30 protein-coding genes and 1 tRNA gene are annotated in these 23,187 nt (G+C 63.2%); 14 read left to right on the top strand and 17 right to left on the bottom strand.

Annotated features, from left to right (window positions below):
* The first annotated feature begins 111 nt into the window (after positions 1–111).
* A tRNA-His gene (locus BM228_RS18275) sits at positions 112–188 on the top strand.
* Between the two features lie 923 nt (positions 189–1,111).
* Here the strand turns inward: BM228_RS18275 and BM228_RS18270 are convergent.
* The 4 genes from BM228_RS18270 to BM228_RS18255 are packed head-to-tail and all read right to left on the bottom strand — an operon-like array spanning position 1,112 to position 2,599.
* Positions 1,112–1,333, bottom strand: coding sequence for a hypothetical protein (locus tag BM228_RS18270; RefSeq protein WP_092042856.1), 222 nt, complete (start codon positions 1,331–1,333; stop codon positions 1,112–1,114).
* Positions 1,324–1,764: a hypothetical protein gene (locus tag BM228_RS18265; protein WP_092042855.1), complete on the bottom strand. Its 441-nt coding sequence runs from the start codon at positions 1,762–1,764 to the stop codon at positions 1,324–1,326. Before BM228_RS18265 ends, BM228_RS18270 begins: the two co-directional genes overlap by 10 nt.
* The gene (locus tag BM228_RS18260; RefSeq protein ID WP_092042854.1) at positions 1,761–2,150 is read right to left on the bottom strand and encodes a hypothetical protein; all 390 of its coding nucleotides are present in this window, start codon (positions 2,148–2,150) and stop codon (positions 1,761–1,763) included. The genes BM228_RS18265 and BM228_RS18260 overlap by 4 nt, the downstream gene beginning before the upstream one ends.
* On the bottom strand, positions 2,147–2,599 hold the full coding sequence (locus tag BM228_RS18255; RefSeq protein WP_139234118.1) for a hypothetical protein: 453 nt from the start codon (positions 2,597–2,599) through the stop codon (positions 2,147–2,149). Before BM228_RS18255 ends, BM228_RS18260 begins: the two co-directional genes overlap by 4 nt.
* A 387-nt stretch (positions 2,600–2,986) precedes the next feature.
* Between BM228_RS18255 and BM228_RS33855 the strand changes: the two genes are divergently transcribed.
* The 4 genes from BM228_RS33855 to BM228_RS18240 all read left to right on the top strand — a co-directional run bounded on the left by BM228_RS33855 (position 2,987) and on the right by BM228_RS18240 (position 6,600).
* On the top strand, positions 2,987–4,162 hold the full coding sequence (locus tag BM228_RS33855; RefSeq protein ID WP_139234117.1) for a hypothetical protein: 1,176 nt from the start codon (positions 2,987–2,989) through the stop codon (positions 4,160–4,162).
* Positions 4,163–4,169: 7 nt separating this feature from the next.
* On the top strand, positions 4,170–4,511 hold the full coding sequence (locus BM228_RS18245) for an STAS-like domain-containing protein (protein WP_092042851.1): 342 nt from the start codon (positions 4,170–4,172) through the stop codon (positions 4,509–4,511).
* Positions 4,501–5,070, top strand: coding sequence for a hypothetical protein (locus BM228_RS33850; protein WP_139234116.1), 570 nt, complete (start codon positions 4,501–4,503; stop codon positions 5,068–5,070). Before BM228_RS18245 ends, BM228_RS33850 begins: the two co-directional genes overlap by 11 nt.
* 810 nt (positions 5,071–5,880) lie before the next feature.
* Complete coding sequence (locus BM228_RS18240) at positions 5,881–6,600, top strand: hypothetical protein (protein WP_092042850.1); 720 nt, start codon at positions 5,881–5,883, stop codon at positions 6,598–6,600.
* A 23-nt stretch (positions 6,601–6,623) separates the two neighbouring features.
* Here the strand turns inward: BM228_RS18240 and BM228_RS18235 are convergent, their stop codons facing one another.
* The 3 genes from BM228_RS18235 to BM228_RS18225 form a co-directional block, all read right to left on the bottom strand.
* Positions 6,624–9,071: a phage tail tip lysozyme gene (locus BM228_RS18235; RefSeq protein WP_092042849.1), complete on the bottom strand. Its 2,448-nt coding sequence runs from the start codon at positions 9,069–9,071 to the stop codon at positions 6,624–6,626.
* 29 nt (positions 9,072–9,100) lie between these two features.
* Entirely contained in the window at positions 9,101–10,216 is a 1,116-nt protein-coding gene (locus tag BM228_RS18230) for a phage baseplate assembly protein (RefSeq protein ID WP_092042848.1), read from the bottom strand.
* A gap of 120 nt (positions 10,217–10,336) precedes the next feature.
* Positions 10,337–10,840 (bottom strand): hypothetical protein, encoded by a 504-nt coding sequence (locus BM228_RS18225; protein ID WP_092042847.1) that lies wholly within the window; start codon positions 10,838–10,840, stop codon positions 10,337–10,339.
* 233 nt (positions 10,841–11,073) lie between these two features.
* On the opposite strand from BM228_RS18225, the gene BM228_RS18220 reads away from it, so the two are divergent.
* On the top strand, positions 11,074–11,352 hold the full coding sequence (locus BM228_RS18220; RefSeq protein WP_139234115.1) for a hypothetical protein: 279 nt from the start codon (positions 11,074–11,076) through the stop codon (positions 11,350–11,352).
* Between the two features lie 8 nt (positions 11,353–11,360).
* Here the strand turns inward: BM228_RS18220 and BM228_RS18215 are convergent, their stop codons facing one another.
* From BM228_RS18215 to BM228_RS18200, 4 genes are all read right to left on the bottom strand, one after another.
* Complete coding sequence (locus tag BM228_RS18215) at positions 11,361–11,543, bottom strand: hypothetical protein (protein ID WP_092042845.1); 183 nt, start codon at positions 11,541–11,543, stop codon at positions 11,361–11,363.
* A 232-nt stretch (positions 11,544–11,775) separates the two neighbouring features.
* Positions 11,776–12,042, bottom strand: coding sequence for a hypothetical protein (locus BM228_RS18210; RefSeq protein ID WP_092042844.1), 267 nt, complete (start codon positions 12,040–12,042; stop codon positions 11,776–11,778).
* Positions 12,029–12,709, bottom strand: a complete 681-nt coding sequence (locus BM228_RS18205; RefSeq protein WP_092042843.1) for a hypothetical protein — start codon at positions 12,707–12,709, stop codon at positions 12,029–12,031. Before BM228_RS18205 ends, BM228_RS18210 begins: the two co-directional genes overlap by 14 nt.
* A gap of 11 nt (positions 12,710–12,720) precedes the next feature.
* Positions 12,721–12,939, bottom strand: a complete 219-nt coding sequence (locus BM228_RS18200) for a ribbon-helix-helix protein, CopG family (protein WP_139234114.1) — start codon at positions 12,937–12,939, stop codon at positions 12,721–12,723.
* Between the two features lie 272 nt (positions 12,940–13,211).
* Here BM228_RS18200 and BM228_RS18195 point away from each other — a divergent pair, with 272 nt between their 5' ends.
* The 4 genes from BM228_RS18195 to BM228_RS18180 all read left to right on the top strand — a co-directional run bounded on the left by BM228_RS18195 (position 13,212) and on the right by BM228_RS18180 (position 15,079).
* On the top strand, positions 13,212–13,448 hold the full coding sequence (locus BM228_RS18195; RefSeq protein WP_244537200.1) for a hypothetical protein: 237 nt from the start codon (positions 13,212–13,214) through the stop codon (positions 13,446–13,448).
* A 93-nt stretch (positions 13,449–13,541) separates the two neighbouring features.
* Positions 13,542–13,793 carry a PilZ domain-containing protein gene (locus BM228_RS18190; protein ID WP_092042841.1) on the top strand — a complete coding sequence of 84 codons (252 nt, stop codon included), beginning with the start codon at positions 13,542–13,544 and terminating at the stop codon, positions 13,791–13,793.
* 673 nt (positions 13,794–14,466) lie between these two features.
* Positions 14,467–14,631, top strand: a complete 165-nt coding sequence (locus BM228_RS34720; RefSeq protein WP_167367766.1) for a hypothetical protein — start codon at positions 14,467–14,469, stop codon at positions 14,629–14,631.
* A 169-nt stretch (positions 14,632–14,800) separates the two neighbouring features.
* A complete protein-coding gene (locus BM228_RS18180; RefSeq protein WP_092042840.1) occupies positions 14,801–15,079 on the top strand; it encodes a hypothetical protein in 279 nt (92 codons plus the stop codon).
* Between the two features lie 35 nt (positions 15,080–15,114).
* Here the strand turns inward: BM228_RS18180 and BM228_RS35420 are convergent, their stop codons facing one another.
* The 6 genes from BM228_RS35420 to BM228_RS18155 form a co-directional block, all read right to left on the bottom strand.
* Positions 15,115–15,306 (bottom strand): hypothetical protein, encoded by a 192-nt coding sequence (locus tag BM228_RS35420; RefSeq protein WP_244537199.1) that lies wholly within the window; start codon positions 15,304–15,306, stop codon positions 15,115–15,117.
* A gap of 393 nt (positions 15,307–15,699) precedes the next feature.
* Positions 15,700–16,890, bottom strand: coding sequence for an ATP-binding protein (locus tag BM228_RS18170; RefSeq protein ID WP_244537197.1), 1,191 nt, complete (start codon positions 16,888–16,890; stop codon positions 15,700–15,702).
* Entirely contained in the window at positions 16,883–17,776 is an 894-nt protein-coding gene (locus BM228_RS18165) for a DUF7146 domain-containing protein (RefSeq protein ID WP_092042958.1), read from the bottom strand. Before BM228_RS18165 ends, BM228_RS18170 begins: the two co-directional genes overlap by 8 nt.
* 204 nt (positions 17,777–17,980) lie before the next feature.
* Positions 17,981–18,193 carry a helix-turn-helix transcriptional regulator gene (locus BM228_RS18160; protein WP_139234113.1) on the bottom strand — a complete coding sequence of 71 codons (213 nt, stop codon included), beginning with the start codon at positions 18,191–18,193 and terminating at the stop codon, positions 17,981–17,983.
* Positions 18,194–18,242: 49 nt separating this feature from the next.
* Positions 18,243–18,674 (bottom strand): hypothetical protein, encoded by a 432-nt coding sequence (locus BM228_RS33845; RefSeq protein ID WP_139234112.1) that lies wholly within the window; start codon positions 18,672–18,674, stop codon positions 18,243–18,245.
* An 85-nt stretch (positions 18,675–18,759) separates the two neighbouring features.
* Positions 18,760–20,004, bottom strand: coding sequence for a tyrosine-type recombinase/integrase (locus tag BM228_RS18155; RefSeq protein WP_092042836.1), 1,245 nt, complete (start codon positions 20,002–20,004; stop codon positions 18,760–18,762).
* 431 nt (positions 20,005–20,435) lie between these two features.
* Here BM228_RS18155 and BM228_RS18150 point away from each other — a divergent pair, with 431 nt between their 5' ends.
* From BM228_RS18150 to BM228_RS18135, 4 genes are all read left to right on the top strand, one after another.
* A complete protein-coding gene (locus BM228_RS18150) occupies positions 20,436–21,512 on the top strand; it encodes a tartrate dehydrogenase (protein WP_092042835.1) in 1,077 nt (358 codons plus the stop codon).
* Between the two features lie 121 nt (positions 21,513–21,633).
* On the top strand, positions 21,634–22,203 hold the full coding sequence (hpt, locus tag BM228_RS18145) for a hypoxanthine phosphoribosyltransferase (protein ID WP_092042834.1): 570 nt from the start codon (positions 21,634–21,636) through the stop codon (positions 22,201–22,203).
* A 184-nt stretch (positions 22,204–22,387) separates the two neighbouring features.
* Positions 22,388–22,753, top strand: a complete 366-nt coding sequence (locus tag BM228_RS18140; protein ID WP_007567202.1) for a response regulator — start codon at positions 22,388–22,390, stop codon at positions 22,751–22,753.
* A 135-nt stretch (positions 22,754–22,888) separates the two neighbouring features.
* Complete coding sequence (locus tag BM228_RS18135; protein ID WP_092042833.1) at positions 22,889–23,182, top strand: hypothetical protein; 294 nt, start codon at positions 22,889–22,891, stop codon at positions 23,180–23,182.
* Positions 23,183–23,187: the final 5 nt, after the last annotated feature.

The following is a 23,187-nucleotide window of genomic DNA, read 5'->3' as shown; positions in this document are numbered from 1 at the left end:
GGTTTCACCCGCTCCTTATGAAGCGAATCCGGCCTGCGTCCACCGAGGCGCCATCAAGCTGCACGGATCGCCTTGAAAACTGCCGCAGCCCACGATACACCGCCCGCCAGTGCCGCCGTAGCTCAGTTGGTTAGAGCACCAGATTGTGGATCTGGGGGTCCCCCGTTCGAGCCGGGGCGGTGGTACCAAGGACTTAGCTGGTTTCAGACAGCTCGAAAGTGGGCCAGGGGTAACGCTGAGGGTAACAGCGACCCCTGGTTTTCTTTTGCCCGCACGGGATGCGCGAGCGGCGTTCGTAAGGGGCGGCCTCTTGGCGGGTTGGGTACGTTTCCAACGATTGATGGCCACGACCGGCGGCAGCTAACCTTGGCTGCCGAGTGCCCCTCAAGTCTCGGCAGCCCACGTCCGCGGTGATCGCTCTTCGCCCCCCGATAGCGATAGGTCAGCGGGCGTGGGCGTCGGGGGAGCGCGAACTGCTATTCCCTTAAGCTCATGTAGCTTTCGCCAACTTGGCGACACACGTGGCGGCCAACCTGGCCATCACGTTCGGCTTCGCCAGCAATCGACAACCTGTCAGTTGCTCACCCACGCGACATCGAGGTCAGCGACAGCAGGCCCCCCCCCGGGCGGGATGCGCGAGCGGCATTCGTGAGGGGCGGACATCAACCGGCAAAAGTCGCTACCTATTGCCGAGGTTGTCGGCGGCCTAAGCCCCCGCTGACCTTCCACGTCCGTCCCGAAGTGCCCCTCAACCCACCGATGGGGCGGGCGTGGATGCTGCTAAATCTAGGGGCGTGCTGGAAACAAACTGTTCAGCCCTGGGTTGTCGGTCCGGATCTGCCCCTATGGCGGAACACCACCGGCCAGAAGTGCTCTCGCAGAAAGCGATCACAGATCATGTTCGACCTCGCCTTCACGGTCGTCTACTCGGCCGGTGCGTTCATGGCCGTTGGGGTGATCCTGCGAGGGCTTGCAGCCTAGCCCTAAGCTCAACTTAGCCCGCCAGCTTAGCGAACCCTCGGCCGACCAAGTCGCCGAGTTGGCGACTTGAACCGACGCAACCGCAAGATTGCGGCTTCATCCGATGAAGGGGGTAGCGATTCACTACCCCCTACCGGCACAACACCGGCATCGGCGGGATCGCCGGCACGCCGCTGAGCGTGCGCGGGATCGGACCCTGTCCAACTGCGATCAGGGTCCGCAGAGCACGGGTGGCGAGGTAATCTGCTTGGCGCAGGCCTTCCCTGGCCCGACGCATGTCGTCACCGGCACGGCGGACCAGCCGCATCTGCCACCACGCCACCGCGATGATGATCGGGCTGATCAGGCGCATAGCGTGCCCTCCGCGAACCGCATCAATTCAAGGGCAAGGCCGAGCGCCATCTCATCCATGCAGACCTCTGTCTGCCGAACCTTCAAACCGACCTCAATGGCCAACTCGTCGGTAGGCCACAACCGGCCGAGGCAGGCAGCCTTGGCAAGCGTGTCGGCAAAGCTACGGGATGAAAATCCGGTTACCCGAGTTCGGGCATGGCGTGCGGCACGCATCGTCCCGTAGCTAGGCAGGCTCGAATCGTCCGTCTGTGTTTCCCGATTGAGGATCGCATTGATGCGATCGTGCTTGGCGATCAGTCGGACCAACTCTGGCGAAACAGCAGGCGCCGTAGGCTGCGGCACGTTGGAAGGAAGGGCCATGACGGCCCCACCTGTGAGCGGAGCGGCGAGGATGGCGCCGAGGGCAGCGCGGCGGGTAGAGACGGTCATAGGCTGCCCTCCCGCACGATCGGCCGGAACGTCGTCGCCCATGCATTCTCTGCCTCTGCCGAGGTCAGGGGGCAGCCGACCGCCGACAGAACGACTGATGCCCGGAGCTGCGCGTCGAGCGCGAACCGCTCCTTGTCGTACTCGTCGAAGTGGTAGTGCGAGCCGGGATTGAGGCATGGGATGAAGGTGCCTCCTTCCATCCCCACCACCGCGCTTTGAATGGCGCGCTGTTCGTAGTGCAGCCAGGTCGAGTATGTGGCGAGCATGCCGGGCGTGACAGGCTGGGCGGCTCGGACAGGGCTGCCGATGAGGGCCACACTGCCGCCGATGAGCGGGAGCGTGGTCAGGCCGCGCAGGAAGCCGCGGCGGTTCGAGGGGCCGCTCATGCCGACCTCCCGAAGCTGGTGACCGCGTAGCCACCACCGCCCATGTGGAGCGGCTGGTTGCCGGCCTCGTCGTCGGCTGTGTCGTTCTCGCGATCGTCGCCACCGCCACCTGGCCACTGGACCATGAGCCCGCACAGGCTCGGCTCACCGTCGGTGTCGGGCTCACTATCCACATCTGGTTCGTGGTCAGCGTCGCCGTCGAGCGCATCAAGTAAAGCGAGGTCAGACTCGATTCGATCGGCAATCCGGCAACGCAGTTCGCGGACGCGCTGGCGGTCGGCATCGGCGAAGAAGCTCGCCAGCCCGATCTGGATCTCGGCGATGGCGAGGTCAGCCGGATCGACGGGACGGCAAGCCCTGAGGGCCTGTGTGACCGGTCCTACCTGTGCTGAAGGCAAGCGGGGGCGTTCACCGCTGCCGAAGGGCGGTGTAGGATGGTGGATAGCCATGAACTGCACTCCTGGTGCGGTTGGTGGTCAGGGCCGGATGGGAGGTTGCACCCTTCCGTTCGGCCTGTTTTTGGGTTAAACCGAAAAGTATGCTGATGTCAATTCCGGTTGAACCGAAAAAGCGCGGCCGCCCTGCCACCGGACGTGATCCGCTGGTCGGCTTCCGCGCGCCCCCGGACTTGCTGGCTCAGCTCGAAGCCTATGGTGAGCGAGAGGGCCTGAAGCGCTCTGAAGCCATCCGGCGCCTTGTCGAGGAAGCCTTGAGGGCCAAGCGAGCGTAGCGTGCTGGATACGCACGATTGTACCTTTCAGTCGAGCAACGGTAATGAGTGACACGTAAGGTTGTGTCGGCTACGACGTGCGATCAATTGGTGCGGACCGCTCAAGTTGAAGAAGCTATCTCGACGGCATCGCACGCTGCTTATTTACCGATCAAAGAAGGTTCTTAGGCTGCGAACGTTATTAAACGCACGATTTAGGAAATTAGCCGCTTCGTCGGTTGCTTCCTTATCACGCGGTCAAATCAGAACCGTAAGTTTATATCGCGACGGTCAATTCGAAAACGGGTTTAGCCTATCTGATGGGCTGGCCCCTCCGGCAGATATTTCATTGGGTGCAAATTATGAGGAAACTGCGTTATTTCTACAAGACGTAAGAGGCAGATTAGCTGCAAGTTGGCAGACATTTGTTCAAAATAAATCTCGGTATAACGCAGCGGCGAGAAGATCTGGTTCGACCGGAGTTCTCAACTATTACGACTACACGAAAATTGAACGAATGAGCGTTTCGTCTGCGCTCGTTCTTGCTTCTGAATATGACTGTTTGCGCAAATCGCGTATTTTCATTCCGAAAGCTATTGATTTTGAAAGATGGCAGCCGAATGTAAGGGCCCTCCTAGAAGGCATTGGTTTTTTGGAAATGTCGGGAGTTCACTCAAATGGTCCAAAATTTACTGAGTTTTCTGATTTAAGGATATTGAGATTTCGCTCCGGGGCCGAAGCCGATGGCGAGCAGGTTGAAAAATTGCTGACCGAACTTGGTGTGCCTCAGGCTCTAGAGGATCCGGCGATTTACGATGCAATCATTGAGGCGTTAGTAAATACAAGACATCACGCGTACCCAAAAGGATTACGGTTCCCAAGACCTCACTTCGCCGGATGGTGGCTTACGGCCCTCGTTGACCATCGAGATCGACGGATTGTCATAAGCACTTTTGATCGCGGGCTAGGAATTCCTGCCACCCTACCCCACTGGGAACGCTATCCCGCCTTTCAGCGCGGATGGCGACGCATCTTTAGCAACGATCCTGATCTCGCAGACACCAGCCAAGATGGAATGGCAATCCGCGTCGCGATGGCTGTCGGCAAATCGTCGACCGGCTACAGCCACCGAGGGCGGGGGTTGCCCGCGATGGAGAGCGTGATCGACCTTTGCCTAGACGGCTCGCTCACTATATATTCACGCTGCGGGGAGTACCGTCGCTCGAAAGGTGGCCGTCCGCAGCCTACGAACCGGAACACGCCGGTTGGGGGTACGTTGGTCACGTGGGATCTGGCTTTTTGAGGACTTCATGGCCGATGCCGTGATCAGCATCGCGAGAGACTTCAGCCGTTTTCCGAGCGGCCGTTTTCGCACGGACGGCCCACACAATGGGCAAGAATTCAGAGAGGCCGTGCTCCTCCCTGCGCTCAGTAAGGCACAGGTCATTTGCATTGACTTAGATGGCGTTGCTGGGCTTCCCGCCTCTTTTCTCGAAGAAGCTTTTGGCGGCTTGGTTCGCAGTGGATTTAGTAAGTCCAATATACGATCGCGCATTAAAATCATCGCGAGCTCGCCTCGACTTCAGAGATATCCAGCCCAAATATACGAGTATATTGAGAATGCCCGCGAAGAATTAGCGCATGCCGGTTGATCCAGTCCAGGTTTTGCTGGGTGGATTTCTTGGTTTTGCTGGCGCAGGAGCGCTTCGTTGGTGGCAGTATCGCAGAGATCTATGGATTTCAGAGATTGAGCGGTTTACTGACGCGCTAAACGAAGCATGCGATCTGTCTACCGAGTATTGGCTTTGCCGGAAGTCTGACGACAAAGAAATAATTGATAAAGACAAGGCTCTTGAACTCTTGGTTCAGGAGGCGAAGTTGCTTGGATTTCAAATTAGGCTAGACGGACTGCAGGCATGTTTTATTGATAGGTTATTGAGGGACGATAGAAAGTCGATCAACTCGAAGATGAGTGATCTCTCCAGCGCCCTAACGGGCGGGTCATTTCAAAGTAAGGAGCGAGATGCCGATCCGGATCGGGCTATCTTGATACAGGCAACTGCTGCTGACTTGCTTATCGAAATGAGACAATCGGTGCGAAGGTCCTTAAGTATATCAGGGACTCTGCGTGCCTCCGCAGAAAAATTTTCGATCCGCGCTTATAATATGATCGTCATGCGGCATCACGCCAAACGCAAAATAGAATGGTGAGTACGAACTTGAAATAGCAGGGGAAGCGCTAGGCTCAACCTGCCCGCCATTGGACGCCATCGCGTAGGCTTGGACCGTCGCTCTCTGCGCGTTCTGCAGCACCAAGCTGTGCCTCGACACGGGTGCCCAAGCAGCTATCCTCCCGCCATGCGCACTGCCCTCGCCGCCCTCGCCTTCGTCGTCGCTGCCGGTGGGGCGAGCGCCCGAGAAGGGCAAAACGGGTTTCCTCTGCCACTGCAGGGCTTGTGGGCTATCTCGCGCTCTGATTGCGCGCTGCTCAAGCGAGCACCTGCAAGCGTTTCTGTAGACCGTGGATGGCTCCGCATCACACCCGAAGCCGTGGCCGGATCCTCGAATGGCAGGTTCATCCGGACTACTGGTCCCAGATCAGCCGAGGCCACCGATAATTGGGTCTCGACCATCACCGTCTCCTACTCGCTGCTCAGAGACGGCAGTTTGGATGAAGGAGTGGTCGGAGCACGGGCTTCGACCCAGTACATGCGCTGCCGCTAGCTCACTCCGCCTTCGCCATCTGCCGCCCGTGGTTCTGCACGATGTCGCGGAAGAGGGGGCGGGTGGCTCGCCCATCCTTCACCGGGAAGCGCTACACGCCCGTCGCGAACGGATCAGCGGCGCAAACGATATAATTTCTATTTGCCAGCATTGGCTTGGCAGCACATGCAATCGAATTTTGCACAGCTGCCTTATGTTTGCATTTGACCGACATGCTTAAGTAGTATCTAATTTGGAGTAAGAAGAATTTTACAACAATTCTAACCGTGAAGTGTTTTGTATAAGTGAGGCGCTTCCATGAGCTATATGACAAAAGATCCGAGCGGAACGCTTGCTAGTGCCCTCGCAGGCCAAATAAATAAAAACGGCTACGCAGTCATTGAAGACTACGTCGATTTGGCTGAACTACGCGACGCGCAAGCGTTCGTTGTCAAATCGATTGCAGATAACAACGGGGGGTATGTCGGTTTTTCTGGGACAGAGCGTCTTGGTAACACATTCTTAGCAGACCTGCCAAAAAACCCGAACTTTCTAGCGCTATGCCATGGGATATATGAAAGCGAGGTTGGCAAACCTGCTCCGAATGTCGGTTTTTACCAAATTCTACGCTGCCTGTCTGGTGGGGCCGCTAAGAAGCATTCGATGCGCTTCCATTTCGACTCCTACGTTCTGACCGCTCTGATCCCCATCACTGTTCCCGATCACGGCAATCCCGGCCGGCTGATCATACACCCCAACAGCCGCGGTATTCGCCGAACATACCTCCGTAATCTTGTCGATAAGGTTCTGGTCGATAACAGGCTCTCACAGGCTCTGTTCAACGCACTTTACCGTCGGGGCAGCAAGCGTGTAATTCGACTGTCGTTGAAGCCAGGAAACCTGTATTTCTTCTGGGGCTACCGCTCGCTGCATACCAACGAACCATGCGACGCCGATGCGATCCGCGCCACTGCGCTCTTGCACTACGCCGACCCGCATGCAGACAGCTGGATCAAGCAAAAGTTGCGACGACACTGAGCACCTGATCGGACAGCAGAGGTTCAATCCGCCTTTGCCATCTGCCGTCCATGGTTCTGAACGACATCACGGAAGAGGTTGCCGGCGGTCGAGGTCGTGACCCTGGCGTCCGCGCCGGCCTTGTGGACGTTGACCACCACACTGCCGTTGTTCTCGACCTTGGGGCCGGCCACGACACCGGCACGGCCGGCTGAGGCATCGAGGCGGCCTTCGCCCTGCTGCATCGCCTCGAAAGCCTTCCGAGCCTTCTCCCGGGCCGCCCAGCCCTCGCCGTCAGCCTTGCCGACATCGGGACGCGGGAGGCCTGGCGTGCGGGCCGTCGGTGTCTCGACGCCCTGCCGGCGCAGCCGATCAAGAAAGGGCTTGCGGATCCCGAAGGCCAGGCTGTGCTCTCGCGGGTTCTCGTACCCTGTGATGCCGGTCCACAAGGACTGCTCGCCGGTCTGCGCGCCGCGGATCCGATCGTAAACCCGGCGGTAGGCTCCCATCATCTCCCGGCGGTACATCTCCTGCTGCACCGAGCGATCCGTCCAGTCCTTGCCCATCTCGGCGCCCAGAGCGCGAAGCCGGGGAAAGCGCTGATTGCCCTTGGCATCGCTCCACTGCACGGTACCGAAGGCATGGGGGACGCCGCTGCGGTCGTGATCGCCCTTCGCAGCCGAGTTCAGGTTCAGCCCCGACTCGCCCTGCATCATGGCGATCTGGCCGCGGGCCTGCTCCTCCGTGTAGCCCATGCCGCCCTGGTCGGTCGGGCGACGGAAAAACTCCATCCAGGAGGCGACGTTCTCGCGGCCGGACCCAGACATGCGACTGCCGGCGGCGCGCCGACCATCGTTGCCGGTATAGCCAGCTTCACCGCCCCCGAGGCCAGGCAAGCGCGGCATATCCGGAGCTTTGCTCCCCGGCGCCAGCGGAACAGTATTACCGCCCGTGTAGCCTGGAACGGTTTTCTTCAGGTGCTCGCGGAATTGCTCGCGGGCGGCATCGCGCTCGCCCTGCTCGCCGCGGTAGCCGGGACCAGAGCCGCCGCCGGGCAGGTTTGCACCGCGACCGAGCCCAGGCAGCCGCCCGAAGGCACCACCGCCCGTGTAGGCCGCCGACTGGATGCGGGCACCGGCGAACGGCCCGTCGCTGTCAGCGGAGCTTTTCTGAGCCGTGGCGTCGCCGGTGTCCTTCTGGCGCAACGCCCGGATCTCCTCGGTCAGCTTTTCCATCTCGCGGCGGAGGCGGTCGGCCTGCTCGCGGGAGCGGTCGCTGACCGGGCCGATCTTCTGGGCAGCCTCGAAGTTCTGTAGCTGGCCCTTCATCTGATCGAGGCGGTCCTGCTTGGCCAGCACGTCGTCGCCCGGTAGCGGGGCGAGCTTGCGTGCCAGGGGGCCGGAGCCGCCATCGAGGTGCCGGAACGCCTCGACGTACTTGCCCTCGTTGAACGAGCGGATCGCCGCCGCGATCTCCTTGATGTCGTCGGCCAGGGGCTTCACCAACGCGGTGGTCGAGAGCAGCATCTGCTTGGCGCTGTCGCCGGCGCTCTTCCAGTCGATCGCGTTCAACTCGCGGGCGATGTCCTGCAGGCCGGTGCGCAGCCCCTTCACGAAGTCGCCGCGCTGGTCCTTGGCGATGCTATCCACCCACTGGGTGAACTCGCTGGCGAACGGCAGCACCTCCCGAGCGATCGTCGTGCCGATAGTCTGCATCGAGGTGCGCAGGTCAGCGATGGACTGCTCGAACTTCTCGGCCTGAAGGATGGCTTTCGGATCCAACGGGCCGAGCCGCTGCTTCTGCGCGTTCCACACGTCGGCCAGCTTGCCGAGGTGGCCGTCGGCGATGCGCCCGAAGTCCGAGTTGCCGAACACGTGCTGGGCGAAGATCCCCCGCTCGACCGGATTGCGGATCGTCTCCAGGAAGGTCAGGCTCTTGCGGAGCTTCTCGCCCTCGTCGGTCGTGCCGCGGATGTCCTGGGCGAAGTCCTGAAAAGCCTTCCGCCCGGCCGCGTCGGTGCCCTGCCGGTTGATCCACTGGTAGGTCTCGCCGATACCCCGGCTGAACTCCCGCATGTTGCCGGCGAAGGTCTTGGTGCCGGCGGCTACCGCGTCCTGCTCCAGTCCGAACTTGCGGGCCACGGCCCCGAACGTCTGAAGCGTGCCGGCAGCTACGCCGGTTTCTCGGCTGAGTGCACCGAGGCTCGACAAGCCGCTGGAGAGCTTGTTCAGCGACATCGCCACCCCAGCGACCGCCGCACCGGCCGTCAGGCCCGTGACGCCCACGGTCGCGAGCGCGGGGTTCAGGATCGTTGTGGCGGAGCGTGCCGTGGTCTGGATCGCGGACTCGGCCTTACCCATACCCTTCGCCAAGATCTCGCCGTGGCTGGCCCCCTGCCGGGAGACATCGAGCAGCTGCGCCCGCAGGCTCTTCAGAGGCCCGGAGAAGCGGTCGACCACCTCGGCCTGCATCCGCAAGGTTTCATCGGCCATGCCGGCCTCCTATCGTGTCTCTGGTTCGGTTAGGTGTAGAGGCCGGGTGGCGTACCGCCGGAACCGCCCTGGCCGGCGTTGGATTGGGTCTGGCCACCGCCGTTGAAGGCTTCCGGAAGGACCAAGCTGATGTCGGTGGTCGTGCCCTGCGGCCCCTGTGAAGAGGTCACAGCCTGGATCGCCAGTTGCATGCGGTCTTTGGTGAACAACATCGGGGAGTAGACCGACACGACATCGCCGATGTGCTCTAGCCAGAGGCTGTTCTGGTCCTTGAACCAACCCTGGATCTTGATGTTCACGTTGATCTGGTTGGCAAGATTGAACCCGTTCTCGTGCTGGGCTTGCATCCGCATGTCGGTCTGGTCACCGGGCATTTCGGCGATCAGGTGGTACGGCGCGTGCTCTGTGACGGCCGAGTTCTTCACCGTGGCGGTCACGTCTCTGGAGGCATCGCCGAAGGTCTGGTCGTTGCCGGGCTGCTGGCCGATGGACTGGATCTCGGAGAAGGCGTCCTGGTAGTCGAACACCGCGTTGGCCGCGAGGATGTTGCGGCCTTCCTCCAACTCGGCGATGGCCCCAGACTTGGCCTTCAGCCTGTAGCCGACGATGTCCGCGCCCTGGCCGGGCAACAAGTAGATGTTCCGGAACCGGCACAGGCGCTCGATGAAGGCGAAGACGCTCTCGCCGGCCAGTACGTTGACCTTCGGGAAGGCCTTGTCAGCATCTGTCGTGTCGCCCTTCAGACTGAACTTCACGCCGTAGGGTTTGAGCACGGCGTTGGCGATCTGACTCAGCGAGTAGCCTTTGAACTCGCCCTTGTTGTGATCAACGGTCGCGCGGGCGATCACCTGCGAGCGGGTCGTGCCGGTGATCTGCAGACCGTGCTCCCTGGCATCGTAGGCCGGCTGCCGGCCGGTGATGCGCCCCTCGGAGACGGCCTGGCGCCCGCCGAGGATCACTTCGCAAGGATCGCCGATCCCGAGCTTCATGGAGGCGAAGTCCGGAGCGCTCTCGGCCGGCGCCGCTGCCGTAAAGGCGAACTTCGGGAACAGGTCGACGCCGGACCGGGTGACCGACACCGTCTGCCAGTTGAGGTAGTTCTTGCCCTTCACCTTGATTGAGGCGACCTCCTGCGGCTTGGGCATGTCAGGTCACCTTTACCCACTGGGAGCCATTCCACTGCAGCCGCACGCCGAACAGCTCCCGGATCTCCCCGATGCGGGGCGGGTCGTTCGAGGCTGTAGGCTGGGGGTTCGATTGGTCGGTCATGCCAAATCGTCCGTGCCGATCTCGGCCTTCACCTCGTCCAAGCTCACTAGCCCATCACCGTCGCCCAGCTCGGTCAGGATAAGGTCGACTTCTTGAGCGAGAAGCCCCTGCAATTCCGCAGTGGTCTTCATGTGCACGCCTCGCGGCGCCGCCCGGCTCGGCAGGCCCTGGAACTTGTTCTTCAGCTTCCGACACAGCAGAACCTGTGAAGCGATAGCCACGTCCGCCAAGACGATCTTGCCGATCGCGAGGTCGTTCCTCATCTCGGTCTGGATCGCCAAGGCGCGGTTCTTTCGAGCCAACTCTTGGCTCGGATCCAAATCACCCGTGGGCACGCGGCCGGACGCATTCTCGCGCAAATGCCGGATGTAGCTGAGCCGCGCTTCAGCAAGATCAATCGCACCGGGCTTTGCCTTCGAGATGACGCCCTTGGCTTGAAGCTCGTAGATCCGCCGCTCCGATAGAGCGATGTGTTCGGCAAGCTCTGCGATCGTCGCCATGCTGCTGAACTCCCCTTACAACTGTGAATATCAACGGCCGAGCCAAACTCGCGCGGACCCTGGGTCTCCACCCTCCTCACGGGGGAACCAGGGACTCGCATGGGGGCATCTCTGACCGGATCCCCTCCCTGGCCGATGGACCGCGGGTCCCACCTACCTAGCCGCTCCGAGCGCTCTAGGGGCGCGTGTGCTATACTGATCAGACCGACGAACCGATGGAGGTTCTGATGGACATGAAGCAGTCGATTGAGATTGCGGTCTTCGTCATCGCGGCAGTTGCGCTGATGGCGGCCATCCTGAACCTGCTGATGCGCGAGCGGCGCCCGCAGGTCGGCTACACCTACAACGGCAGTGGGGACTGGGAATGGGGCGGCAACTCGTCGTCCACGTCCTCCGACCCTGGCTTCAGCTCCGGCGGCCCTAGTGGCCACGGCTGCTCGCACGGCGGCTCCTCCAGCGACGGCGGCAGCTGCGGTGGTGGAGACGGCGGTGGAGGTGGTGGCGGCAACTGACACGGTCGTCAGACCCGACGCCACGCTGCGTCACGCGCTGCGACCTCCGCGGCCGTCTCGTGCAATAGGTCGGCCCGGATCGGCGCCTGCTCCACGTTGCCGATGCCGTGGGCGTCACCATGATCGATGGGCGTGATCTCGATGACCGGCACGTCGGTCTGGGCTGAAGTGTCGGGCTTGGTGGCTGCCATGGCGGCTCTCCGGCTAGGGCTGGGGAGGAGACCGCAGCGGGGTGACCCCTCCGCCGCGATCTCTCGGGATCCCTGCTTGGTCAGGGGTGCAGTCGTGCCGGCCTTCGTATCCCTCGGTTCCATGGCCATGGATCAGGCAAGGGACAGGCTGGCTCTCCGGTGTTGGGCTGACTGCATCGCCCTCAATGGCGTGGGCAGGAGGCCCTTGCGGGCTGGACCCACGCAATTCCGTTCAGGCGACGCGCTGCCAGCGAGAGCCGTCGGCGGCATACCTCTCACCGCCGATCGCGAAGGCCGAGCCAGGCGTGTGCAGGTCGCGTCGGGTCTGCTCCACGGCCGAACGGGTCTGAGTGCTCTTGGCTTCGGCCTCGCGGTTCTGCGCCAGCCAAGCGGCAACGCGTTCTGCCGAACTCAGCTTGCGCTCAGAGGCCGCCGGCTCGGGCTTGCGGTAGAGCCGGCGCGCCCAGGCAGCGCCTTCCTCGATTTCAGAGCGAGTCATGGACGATCCTGTAGGGAAGCGGGGCAGCGACCTCGCCCCAGATGAAGCCGGTGTCGTTGCCCGGATTGGGCAGCTTCACGCGGCCGGCGATGGAGCAGTGCGGCTGGTCAGCCTTGCCGTTCCAGCTGCAGCGGGGCTCACCGGGCGGCACCGGGTCGGCGCCGTCGGGTAAGGCGTAGTTGGCGGCCTCAATCAGCGCGGCCCGCTCGCGGATCTTCTCCAGCAGGGGCACCAAGCGCTGAGCCTCGGTGACGTACTCTGCAGCCAGCTTCTCGACCTCGGCGCTGGCCTTCGTGGCCTTGCGATGAAGATCCTTGCGGCGCTTCTGCTCGGCGTCGTGCGCGGCCTGGGCCTGCGCTTCGGCGATCACTGCGGCGGCGTGCTGAGCCCCCAGCTGGTCGAGCCGGATCTTGGTGAGGGCAATGCGGTGGTCGAGGGCGGCCACGTCATCAGCGCGGCCGCTCAACAGCACGTTGGCGCGGCTGGCTTCCAGGGCCTCGCGTTCGGCCTGGGCGGCAGCACGCTCAGCGGAAATCTGCGTTGAGGTCCGGGGCGCAGCCGGAAGCACAGGCTGCAGGTCGGGCCGGTTGCGGCCGAGGCTGACGAACGGCGCGACGTTGCCGTCGTGGCGGTTGTGCCGAACGGAGACGGTGGGGATCGCGTTCATGCCGGCCATCCTCACGCTGCCTGACGGAGGGCGGGCGCGGCCGGAGGCGTGCGGGGACCGTCGTCGGGACTGAGCCGAACGCCGTGACGGGCGAGGTGCGCGCGGACGCTCTGGCGCACGAACTCCGACATGGTCTGGCCGCGATGCCGGGCGGTGGTTTCGACGGCGCGGGCGAGATCAGTCTCGACCTTGAACCGGAGCAATGCGTCTCGTCGGAGAAGATTTGTCATGATGTGGCTACGCCTCAATCACTGCGTAGCGAGACGATGGGCGGCCTATTGCAATGCGGCAAGCCGTTGGAGTCGAGGATCCAAATCGCTGTGCTGCCGTCCTGTCGTCCTTAGTTATCCACTGTTGCGCTATGTTATATTTCCGCCCAAATTTTCATGCCAATATGCCGCACCTCTGAATTACAGTTTTGCGTCGAGGAGCCATGATTGAGCAAGCGCCGCGGGTGGCTAGGGAGTTTCACGTCGGATCCGCCGGAGACCGTTGGTCACTAATGCGAGATCTGAATACGGGGCAGCCCTATGTGGTCCATCGCCCCTCGGACGATGAGCCGGAGGTCGAGCTGGACCTCGGTTCCTTCCTGGTCCTGTTCCATGGCCAAGAGCGGGACAACCTTCTGCAGCTGATCGCGTCGCTGCTGCCGGATGAGGAACCGTCTGACCGCGACGAGACCAACGTCGTCCGGTCACCCCGCTTCCTGTCCCGATGGATGCCGAGCCGGCAAAACTGACAAGGCGCTAGGCGCATGCTCAATTCGATGCAATTCACGAACGGTTTGTAGCGTATTCGTCCGGCAGGATACTCCGCTTTACGCGAGTGCCCCATGGACAATCAGCGAACTGCCCGCCGCGTTTCCATCAACATGATCGGGCACATCGCTGTGCCTGGTGACGTGGCGATCCCATGCGTGATCCACGACATCTCGAAGTGGGGTGTGCGTGTCAGATTGGACGGCGCCGAGCGCGTGCCGGACAAGTTCACGCTGACCTTCGATGCCACCGAGAAGGTGATCGGCTGCGAGACGGTCTGGAAAAGCTCGAACGAGATCGGGGCTTTGACCGATCTTATGGAGTGACGGAGCTGGCAGCGCCGCCAGCGTCCCGCCCCGCGGACCGTAAGTGTACTTTGAATACGATTGCAGTGTAGTGGGCGATTTAACACCCCTTTAATCGGCGCCATTCAGTCTGTGCTGAATTGGAGTCGCATTTTATGATTAGCGTCTCGTCTAACAATTATTTCGGCATGATCCGGGCTGCGGAGACGGAGGCGATCCGAGCCGGCATGCCCCTGAACGGCAAGCAGTCTATGGCCGTTGTGATCGACAAGCCGGCGCCCCCGCCAGCACCGCCGGCCTCTAATTCCGCTGCTGGCGCCGGAGCAGGCCAAGTCGTCAATGTGATGGTCTGAGTGCGGCGAAGGCGGCTCTGATCCTCAGTGTCCAAACAGGGCTGCGATCACCGCGATCAGCGTGCCGCCTGCGATCGGCGCGAACAGCCCGAGGATCGAGATCAGGATGATGAGTGTGACGGCGGCGTTCTCAGCCCGCTTGGCATCCCGAGATGGTTTCCGCGGCGGCTCCCACGGTGGCGGGACGGATCGCTGATCGGGTGGGACGAACACAGGTACCCTTCAAAGCGCTGGCCAATGCGTAGCTGTCGAGTGCTTGAATGCCAACAGCGCCGCTGCCGGAACGGTCTCAGTCCGCTCGGCGTTCACCGCGCCCGTCACCGGGCAGGCTGGAGACCGCCATGAACGCCGTGAAACCCCTCGTACTCATCGCCTTGCTTGCCACCGGCATGGCCGGCTGCGACGACAAGAAGGCCGAGAACAACACGCCCACCAAGGCAGACTCGTCCAAGATGGAGCCGCAGACCGATCAGTCGGCCCCGCCGAGCCAGAAGCCCAAGCCATAGGGCCACACGGTGGGCGGCAGAGACGGGGGCCGCAACGATCGTCAACGTGATTGTGAGGCCATCCGATCTCCCGACCCGCATTTCGAGCGTTAACCTCCATCAAATGTCGTTGCGTCGGTCGGTGGCGGGGCTTTTGCTTCGTGTGCGGCGACGAGTCGGAGGCGAGAGCATGACCGAGTCCACCGAGGCCGAAGTGCTGGCCCGCGCCAAAAGCAACTTCATCGACACGACCCACGATGACCGGGCCTGGGACAAGGAAGCGATGCAGCGCGAGGCCGACAAGGGCCACAGCGTCATGTGCCTGACGGAAGAAGAGCGTCAGGAGTATCTTGAGCAGGCTCGACACGAGCTGCGCTCTCGGCCGGCCGACTATCGGACAGTCGAGTGCGATCCGACCCCCAAGGCTTGGCCTGTCGAGCCGTCCTCAATGCCGCCGGATGCCCGTTGAGGAATGACGCAGGCGCCGGTTGAACTAGCAACGCCTCACGACTGGGCGCGTGAACGGGCCCACTCCCGATCGCGCACGGCCTGCATCTCCCGCTGCTGCGCTTCGTAGGCTGCCTGCTCGGCCAATTCCTTCAGCAGCCTGCGATCCGCCGCGGCGGCTGCCCGCCGCCGTTCCGCATCAGCCTCAGCCCTCTGCCGAAGCACCTCCTCAAGCGTTGGCGGCTTCACGGGCCGCCTCGGTTTCGCCCTAGGCGTGGTCCGACGTGACGTGTGGGGCGGTGGGTACGGCCAATCCATTCTTGGCGGGGCTGGCCGAGAGCGTCCGACGGCAGTCTTAGCTTCCGCCAGCGTCATGCCGGCCGACGAAGCAATACGCTCGGCAGCGGCAAGGCCGGCGGCCCGCTCGCCGGCTGTAGCGCCGCGCTTGGCCAGGGCGAGACATTTCTCGAAGCGGTCGCGATCAATCATCGGCATGCCCGGTTTTGAAGGCGTTCCTGTGCGCGGGAGAAGGTGACCGGACAAAGCGGACGCGCCGGACAGATGTCCGGTTTGTCCGGCGTCCGGGACCGGACGGACAGGACAAAACCCTAGGGATCTGTCCTGTCCGTCCGGTCGAACCGATCATTCCGCGGCCTCGATCAGCCAGAGATGGTCGACACCCTTGAGCGCGACGGAGCCGATCAGGCTGCGGCCGAGGCAGGTATCGACGGCGCGCTTGAAGGCCTTCCGCTTCGCCTCGGTGCGCTTAGCCTCGTCATCCCCATCCGCCGGGTAGATCGCGCTGAAGCCGGTTTTCACGGTCTGCAACGGCACGGCGCGAACCTCGGCGCCCTCGTCGCCGAACGGCCAGGCGCGAATGCCGTCGTCGGCAAGGCTCGACAGCAGGGCTTGCCGGAACACCTTCACGGATGTCGGCCAGCGCTCCTTCCCGGCCGCCATCGCAGCGGTGGATGTGCGGTCCGTCTGCCACTGCACCACGCAGGTAGTGATCGGCTCCTGATCGTAGTTCTCGCCGACGGTGATCACCTCCAAGGCGAACGGGATCTCGTAACCGCAGCGAGCGCCGCGCACCTTCCGGATCGCCATGCGCGTGTTGGAGATCGTGCCGCCTTCATCGCGGTTGGCCAGAACCGCCAACACCACGTCGGCGGCCGCTTCCTTGGCGGAGGAGCCGCGGGTACCGGTCTCGGTCGTCTTCCCGAAGTGGTCGATGCCGAGGACGAACGCGCCGGTCTGACGGCTCAACGCCTCCATAGCGTTCATGACCTTCTGGGCCTCGGCGGCGCTATTCTCGTCGCCGAAGCCGGCGGCGGCGGCCACCGTGTCGATGATGATCATCGCAAGCGGAAGATCGAACGTCTCGCGCAGATGGTCGGCCGCGGCTTTTGCCGTCGCGGCGAGTTGCGCCACCGCCTCGGTGCTCAGGAGGCGGGGGCAGTCCTCAATCCAAGCGAACGGCAGACGTTCGGTTGTGTCCGAGCCGAGCTTGCCGTGAACGAGCCCCCTCAAGCGGATCGGGATCTCGAAGGCACCTTCCGAGGCGACGAACAGCACGCCGCCGCGGCGCATAACCCGCCGGCCGGCGAACGGCTCGCCTGTCATTATGGACGCGGAGAGGTCGAGCGCCGTGAAGGTCTTTCCGGAACCCCACTGGCCAGGCATGAGGCCCTTGCCGGTCTCGCTGATCAGATCCTGCACGAGCCAGTCGCGATCGGCCCGCGGATCCGCATCGCCGTGCCATCGGATGCTGATCGGAGATGAGTGAACGACGCGCGGCTCGAAGCGCTCGACGCTGTAACTAGCCTCAGCCATGGCGCACCTCCGGGAGGTCATTGAGGTCGGCACCCGCGATGGTGGAGCGGACGAGGAACACCTCGCGGCCGGCGCGGCGCCAGCGATCGGCACACAGCTCGGATGCCCCGCGGCCCGCGGGATCATCGTCGACCGCGATCCAAAGGCATTCGATGCCGGGCAGCACTGGGAAGCTAGTGATCCCGCCTGCATTCAGAACCGACCAGACGGGCGAGGCTCCGAACTCGGGCAGGCACCGGAACGAGAGCGCCGTCTCGATCCCTTCACCGATCCCGAGGCAGGTGGTTACCTCCTCGTCGGCCGTGAGTTTTACGGCGCCGCCGCGAATGCTCCCGAGGGCGAGGCGGTCCTTGCCGTTCACCTCAACCTTCTGACCGTCGAGGGTCAGCGCGGTGCGGTGGATCGCCTGCGGCTGGTTAGTGACGATGTTGCGGACCAGCGCGACCATCGCCCGGGTCCGGTTGCCCGCGAAGGGACACGCAGGATGAAACCGCAGAACCTCATGTACATCGTCGACGAGATCGAGGCCGCGCCGGGCGAGGTGGCGAGCGACCGGCGACTCAGCCGGTTGCCGAGCCTCATTCCAAATTCGCAGAGCTAGTGCCGTGCGGTCTGAAGGCAGCTCAGTTTCCACTTGTCCGGCAGGTGAACTGAAAGTGTCCACCTGGTGGAAGCTTTGGAGCCCAATTCGCTCACGAACATAATCTCGGCACACGCCGAAGTCGTCTCCGGCATGGCTGTGCAGGGTGAACCCGCCCGGCGCCGAGGCATCGAACAAGATGCTGAGAGAGCGGTCTTGGCGGCTGTGGTGCGGACCAGGGCACACGATGCCCCGGCCGACCACTTCGCCACCGAGCGCGCGCGCTGCGGAGCGAAGATCCATCATCGCGTCGCCCTCCACGAGTCGGAGGACGCAAACGCCAATTCGGCGACGGCGGAAGCGACAGCTGGTGTCAGGCCATAGCGTGCGGCGAGATACAGATCTTGCCGAAAGGCGGGGGCGGGAGTATTTCCTTCAACGTCGGCCTGCGAAGCGACAATCAAGGAAACCTGCCTCGGCCCGCGCTGAGCGCAGGTTTTCTTTTGCATACTATGCGGCCTCCTTCGAAGCCTGCCGGGCCTCGAAGGCCTGCAGGTCGGCCAGCCGCCAGTAGCGGCGCCCGTTGATGCGGATCGGCTGAGGAAACCCAAGCTTCGGGTCGGCAAGCCACCGAAAGATCGTCATGTCCGACACGCCGTAGCGGGCGCGGGTGATCGTGGTCGGCAGCAAGTCTTCGTTGGACTTTGGGACAGCAAGTGGCATTGCGTGGCTCCTTGTTAGGGCACGCTATGAATTGCAGATTAGGAAGCGGTCAGTCTGGTGGGGAAAAATTGGGCGGATCGAATTTCGCTCTCAGCATGGGAAGTAAGACAGCTTCCGCATATTCCGTCTCGCCGATTTCGGACGTGAGTTGACAGATTAGATTAGTACCAGAATTGGGATCTTTCGCGCTAAAGGTGGCCGCGAAGGCTAGAGCCATTTTTAACCGCCAATTGGCATCGTCTGTCGCGAGATATTTAGGCTCTGATCCCTTGCGTGCTCTAAGTTTAGACTTTCCCCGAATTGTATCCGATTTTCCAAGAATTGTGACAGATGGCGAGCCTGGCAAAGCGCTTTCGTATTGAACTTTCACTCGACCGTCAGCAGTAATGTTAGATGCGGTTTCACGTCCGACAATTAATGCGGCAACTAAATCAAATGATGATTTTTCTGTTAAACCTAAAAGCTGCAATGCATCAGACAAAGCTACGGCGTATCTCTCAGGGTCGGCACGAAAACTTTTTTGGGGTCGACCTCGCGGCCTTCCTGTCCTTGGCGTCACCATCGGCTCAGTGAGCTTTCTTGCAGACGATCGCCTCAACATGCGCCGCCCACGCCTCCAGCGCCGCCCGCTTCTCATCGAGGTATTGGTACCGGTTGTAGACGGCCGCCACGCCCTGGATGACGCCGGACCGATGGTTCAGCACGGCCTCGATCACGTGCGGCTCGATCTTCAGGCGGCCCATACCTGTCGAAGCCGTCCGGCGCAGATCGTGCAGCCGCCAGGGTTCGATAGCGATGCTGTCAGGATCGCCCCCAGCGGCAACCGCGTCGGTGCGTGCAAGAGCCAGCATGACAGCGTCGAGGCGCGCCTTGGCCTTGGCGTAACCCGAAATGCCGCTGTTGCCAGTCGTGCTGATGAGATAGCCGGCCCGCCCTGCTACCCGCGGCAGTGAGCCCAGGATGCCCTGTGCCGTGCCGCTCAACGGCACATCGTGAGCCTGACCGTTCTTCGCTCGCTCCCCCGGTATGGTCCACAGCGTGCCGCTCTCGCGCAGTTCGACGCGCCGCATCTTGGCGACTTCATCGCGGCGCTGAGCAGTCAGCAGCAGGAGTTGCACGAACGGACCGAACGGCCATCCGATCGAAGCGCAGCCTCGCCAGAGCAGGCGCAACTCTTCGTCGCTCAGGACGCGGTCGCGGCTCGTCTCGGCCGCCGGCGCCTTAATGCGCACGCACGGGTTCGCGTCGATGACACCGCGATCGGTAGCCCAGTTGAATAGCTTGGACAGGGCCGCGAGCGTGCGGTTGGCAGCTACCGGTGTCCCAGCATCCACGATCCCGTCGAGTAGATCGATCACGTCGCGGCGGCTGATGTCCTGGATCTTCCGGCCGTCCCAGACCGGCAGCACCTTGGTCCGCAGGATCCGGATCGTCTCCTCGGCCGTGCGAGGCCGGTTCCGCGGCTTCACGTGACGCTCGATGAAGCTGTCGATCACCGAGCCGATCAGGTCACGCGTCGGCAAGGGCACGGCCACCTTGCGTTCCGCAATCGGATCCTGCCCAAGCGACACGGACTGGAGTGCCGCCCTCCCCTCGGTTCGAGCCTTCACGAGGTCGAGAGCCGGATAAGCGCCGAGGGTGAGCTTTCGGGTGCGGCCGCCATGCCGGTATCGGACCGCCCAGCTTTTCGCGCCGGACGGCTGGATGATGAAGTACAGCCCTGGCAGCGTCGCGTCCGGGATCTCCAACCGGCGCGCAGCGTCGGGCTTCAGGCGTTCTATGGCTTGCACGGTGAGGACTCGCGCTGCCACTCTGGTGATCCTCCGGGGTAACCAGGGGTAACAGAAACCGAGCGTTATGCCCTGTTACCCCGTGTTACTAACAAAGCATCACAATGGCAGTTTTTGCTAGGCCTGGCAAAGCCGTTGACCGTCCAGAGGGCACCTGATTGTTAGGGCTTGTTTTGCCCTTAAACCAGATTGTGGATCTGGGGGTCCCCCGTTCGAGCCGGGGCGGTGGTACCATCCATTCAGGACGACTGCGCAAGGGGTTGGCGGATTGCCGACCCCTTTTGCGTTTCCGGATCTCGCGCGCAGCGCAAGCGGTCCCCGCCCATGGAACCGCGGACCCAGGATCGGCGCCGACTTGCCGGGGTCGGCAGAACACCGGCCCTATGCCATCCTGCCGCGAGACCGGCGCTCCTCGACGGGCGGCGGACGAACAAGACCATCGAGGACGCGCCATGAAGCAGTACCGCATCGCCGCCATCCCGGGGGACGGAATCGGCAAGGAGGTCATCGCCGCCGGCATCGAAGTGCTCGACGTCCTCGCCGAGCGCGAGGGCAGGTTCCGCTTCGCCTTCGATCGGTTCGACTGGGGCTCGGACTATTACAAGAAGCACGGCGTGATGATGCCGGCGGATGGTCGCGAGAAAATCAAGGATCACGACGCGATCTTCTTCGGGGCGGTCGGCGCGCCGGACGTGCCCGACCACATCACCCTCTGGGGCCTGCGGCTCGCGATCTGCCAGCCCTTCGACCAATACGCCAATGTCCGGCCGACCCGGATCCTGCCCGGCATCACCAGCCCCCTGCGCCACGTCAGCGGGCCCGAGCTCGACTGGGTGATCGTGCGCGAGAACTCCGAGGGCGAGTATGCCGGCGTCGGCGGCCGGGTGCACCAGGGCCACGCCAACGAGGTCGCCACCGACGTGTCGATGATGACCCGTTCGGGCGTCGACCGCATCATCCGCTACGCGTTCGCGCTGGCGCGCTCGCGTCCGCGCAAGCTCCTGACCGTCGTCACCAAGTCGAACGCGCAGCGGCACGCCATGGTGATGTGGGACGAGATCGCCGCCGAGGTGGCGCAGGATTTCCCCGACGTGACCTGGGACAAGATGCTGGTCGACGCCATGACCATGCGGATGGTGGGCAAGCCCGAAACCCTCGACACGATCGTGGCGACCAACCTGCACGCCGACATCCTGTCGGACCTCGCGGCAGCGCTGGCCGGGTCGCTGGGCATCGCGCCCACCGCCAACATCAACCCGGAGCGCCGGTTTCCCTCGATGTTCGAGCCGATCCACGGCTCGGCCTTCGACATCACCGGCAAGGGCATCGCCAACCCGGTCGGCACCTTCTGGACCGCCTGCCAGATGCTGGAGCATCTGGGCGAAAAACCCGCCGCCGACCGGCTGATGCGCGCGGTCGAGCGCGTCACCGCCGATCCCGCCCTGCATACCCCCGATCTCGGCGGCACGGCCACCACCCGCGCGGTCACGGATGCGGTGATCGCGGCGATCCGGGGCGACAACGGCTGACACGCCGTCCACGGGCGGCGCGATCCGGAGTTCCCCCGGCGGCCTTCGGGCGCTAAGACCGACCTTCGATCGCGGCGGCGAGCCCGTCCCGCAAGAAGAACAAGCTCCCGGGACACGTCAGATGAGCATCCCCGAGCGGCGCGTCCGCACCCTCTTCGACGAGGCGGCGATCGCCAAGCGCAACACTGAGCTGGCGCAGGAGATCCTGTCGGCGAACCCGGAGGATCTGCTGGTCGTCGCGGTGCTCAAGGGCAGCTTCATGTTCGCCGCCGACCTCCTGCGGGCGCTGCACCGGGTCGGGCTCTCGCCGCAGGTGGAGTTCGTGCACCTGTCGAGCTACCGCACCGGCACCGTCTCCACCGGCCAGGTCGAGATCCTGCGCGATGTGCAGAGTGAGGTGCGCGGGCGGGACGTGCTCCTGGTGGACGACATCTTGGAATCCGGCCGGACCGTGGTGTTCGCCAAGGACCTCCTCATGGCGAGGGGCGCCAAGCGGGTACTCACCGCCGTGCTGCTCGAGAAGCCGGGCAAGCGCGCCGTGACGATCGACGCCGATTTCGTCGGCTTCACCTGCCCGGACGTGTTCGTGGTCGGCTACGGAATGGATGCGGCCCACGCCTTCCGCCAGCTGCCCTTCGTGGGCGTGGTCGATTTCGGCAGCGGCGACCCGGACCTGTTCGACGAGGCCTGACGCGCCCATGAGCGGGCGCGGCATTTTCGCCGCGCCACCCGGCGATGCGATTGTTTTCCCGTCGCCCGACTTGACAGGGCAACGGTTCCGTTCGTGATCTGTTATCCATAAACAGGCCTGAAGTCTCATCCTGTCGAGACGCCCTCGGAATCAGGCCCGGGATCAGGAACGTTGACGGAACCCCATGGCGCGCATCCTTCTCGTGGATGACGAAGAGACCGTCCGCGGCTTCCTCAAGCGGGGGCTGGAGATCGACGGCCACGCCGTCGTGACCGCCAATGACGGCAGCGACGGGCTCGACCGGCTCAACGAGGCCGATGGCGGGTTCGACCTGATGCTGACCGACATCCGCATGCCGCTCATGGACGGCATCGCCCTGGCGCTCGCCGCCAAGCGCGACTTCCCGGACCTGACGATCCTGCTGATGACCGGCTTCGCCGACCAGCGGGAGCGCGCCCGCGGGCTCGATGCGATCGTCACCGATGTGCTGACCAAGCCGTTCTCGCTCGCGGACCTGCGCGCCACCGTGAGACGGGCGCTGGCCGCCTGACCCGAGACCTTTGGGTCATCGACAGGCTGCGAATGGTGATTTCATCCGCCTTTAAACATCCGTTTTAGGCACCGCTTCACGAAAGCGTGGCAGTTTCATCCGGCGAATTCCGATCAGGCCGGACACGAGACCGCGATGGACCGTCGAGACAGGGACGCCGCCGACGCGGATTGGTACGACGACTGGGACGAGCCGCGGCGCCCCCGCAAGAGCCTGTTCGGGCGGATGTTCGGGCTCGTGAAGCTCGCATTGTTCCTGCTGCCCGGGGCGATCTTCCTCTACGGCAGCTTCGCCGATTGCAGCGCCCGTCCCGCTGCGTCGAGCTGGCTCGGGCTCCTCGGCGCGGGCGCCTGCGCGCGCGGCGAGATGATCGGCAACGTCCTATCGATGCAGGACAACTTCGCCCTCCTGAAGCGCCTGATCGATTGAGGCGC

The organism is Methylobacterium pseudosasicola, assembly GCF_900114535.1.
Taxonomy (GTDB): Bacteria; Pseudomonadota; Alphaproteobacteria; order Rhizobiales; family Beijerinckiaceae; genus Methylobacterium; species Methylobacterium pseudosasicola.
Note: the sequence above shows the minus strand (reverse complement) of the source record. Positions and strands in the feature narration are given on the sequence as shown.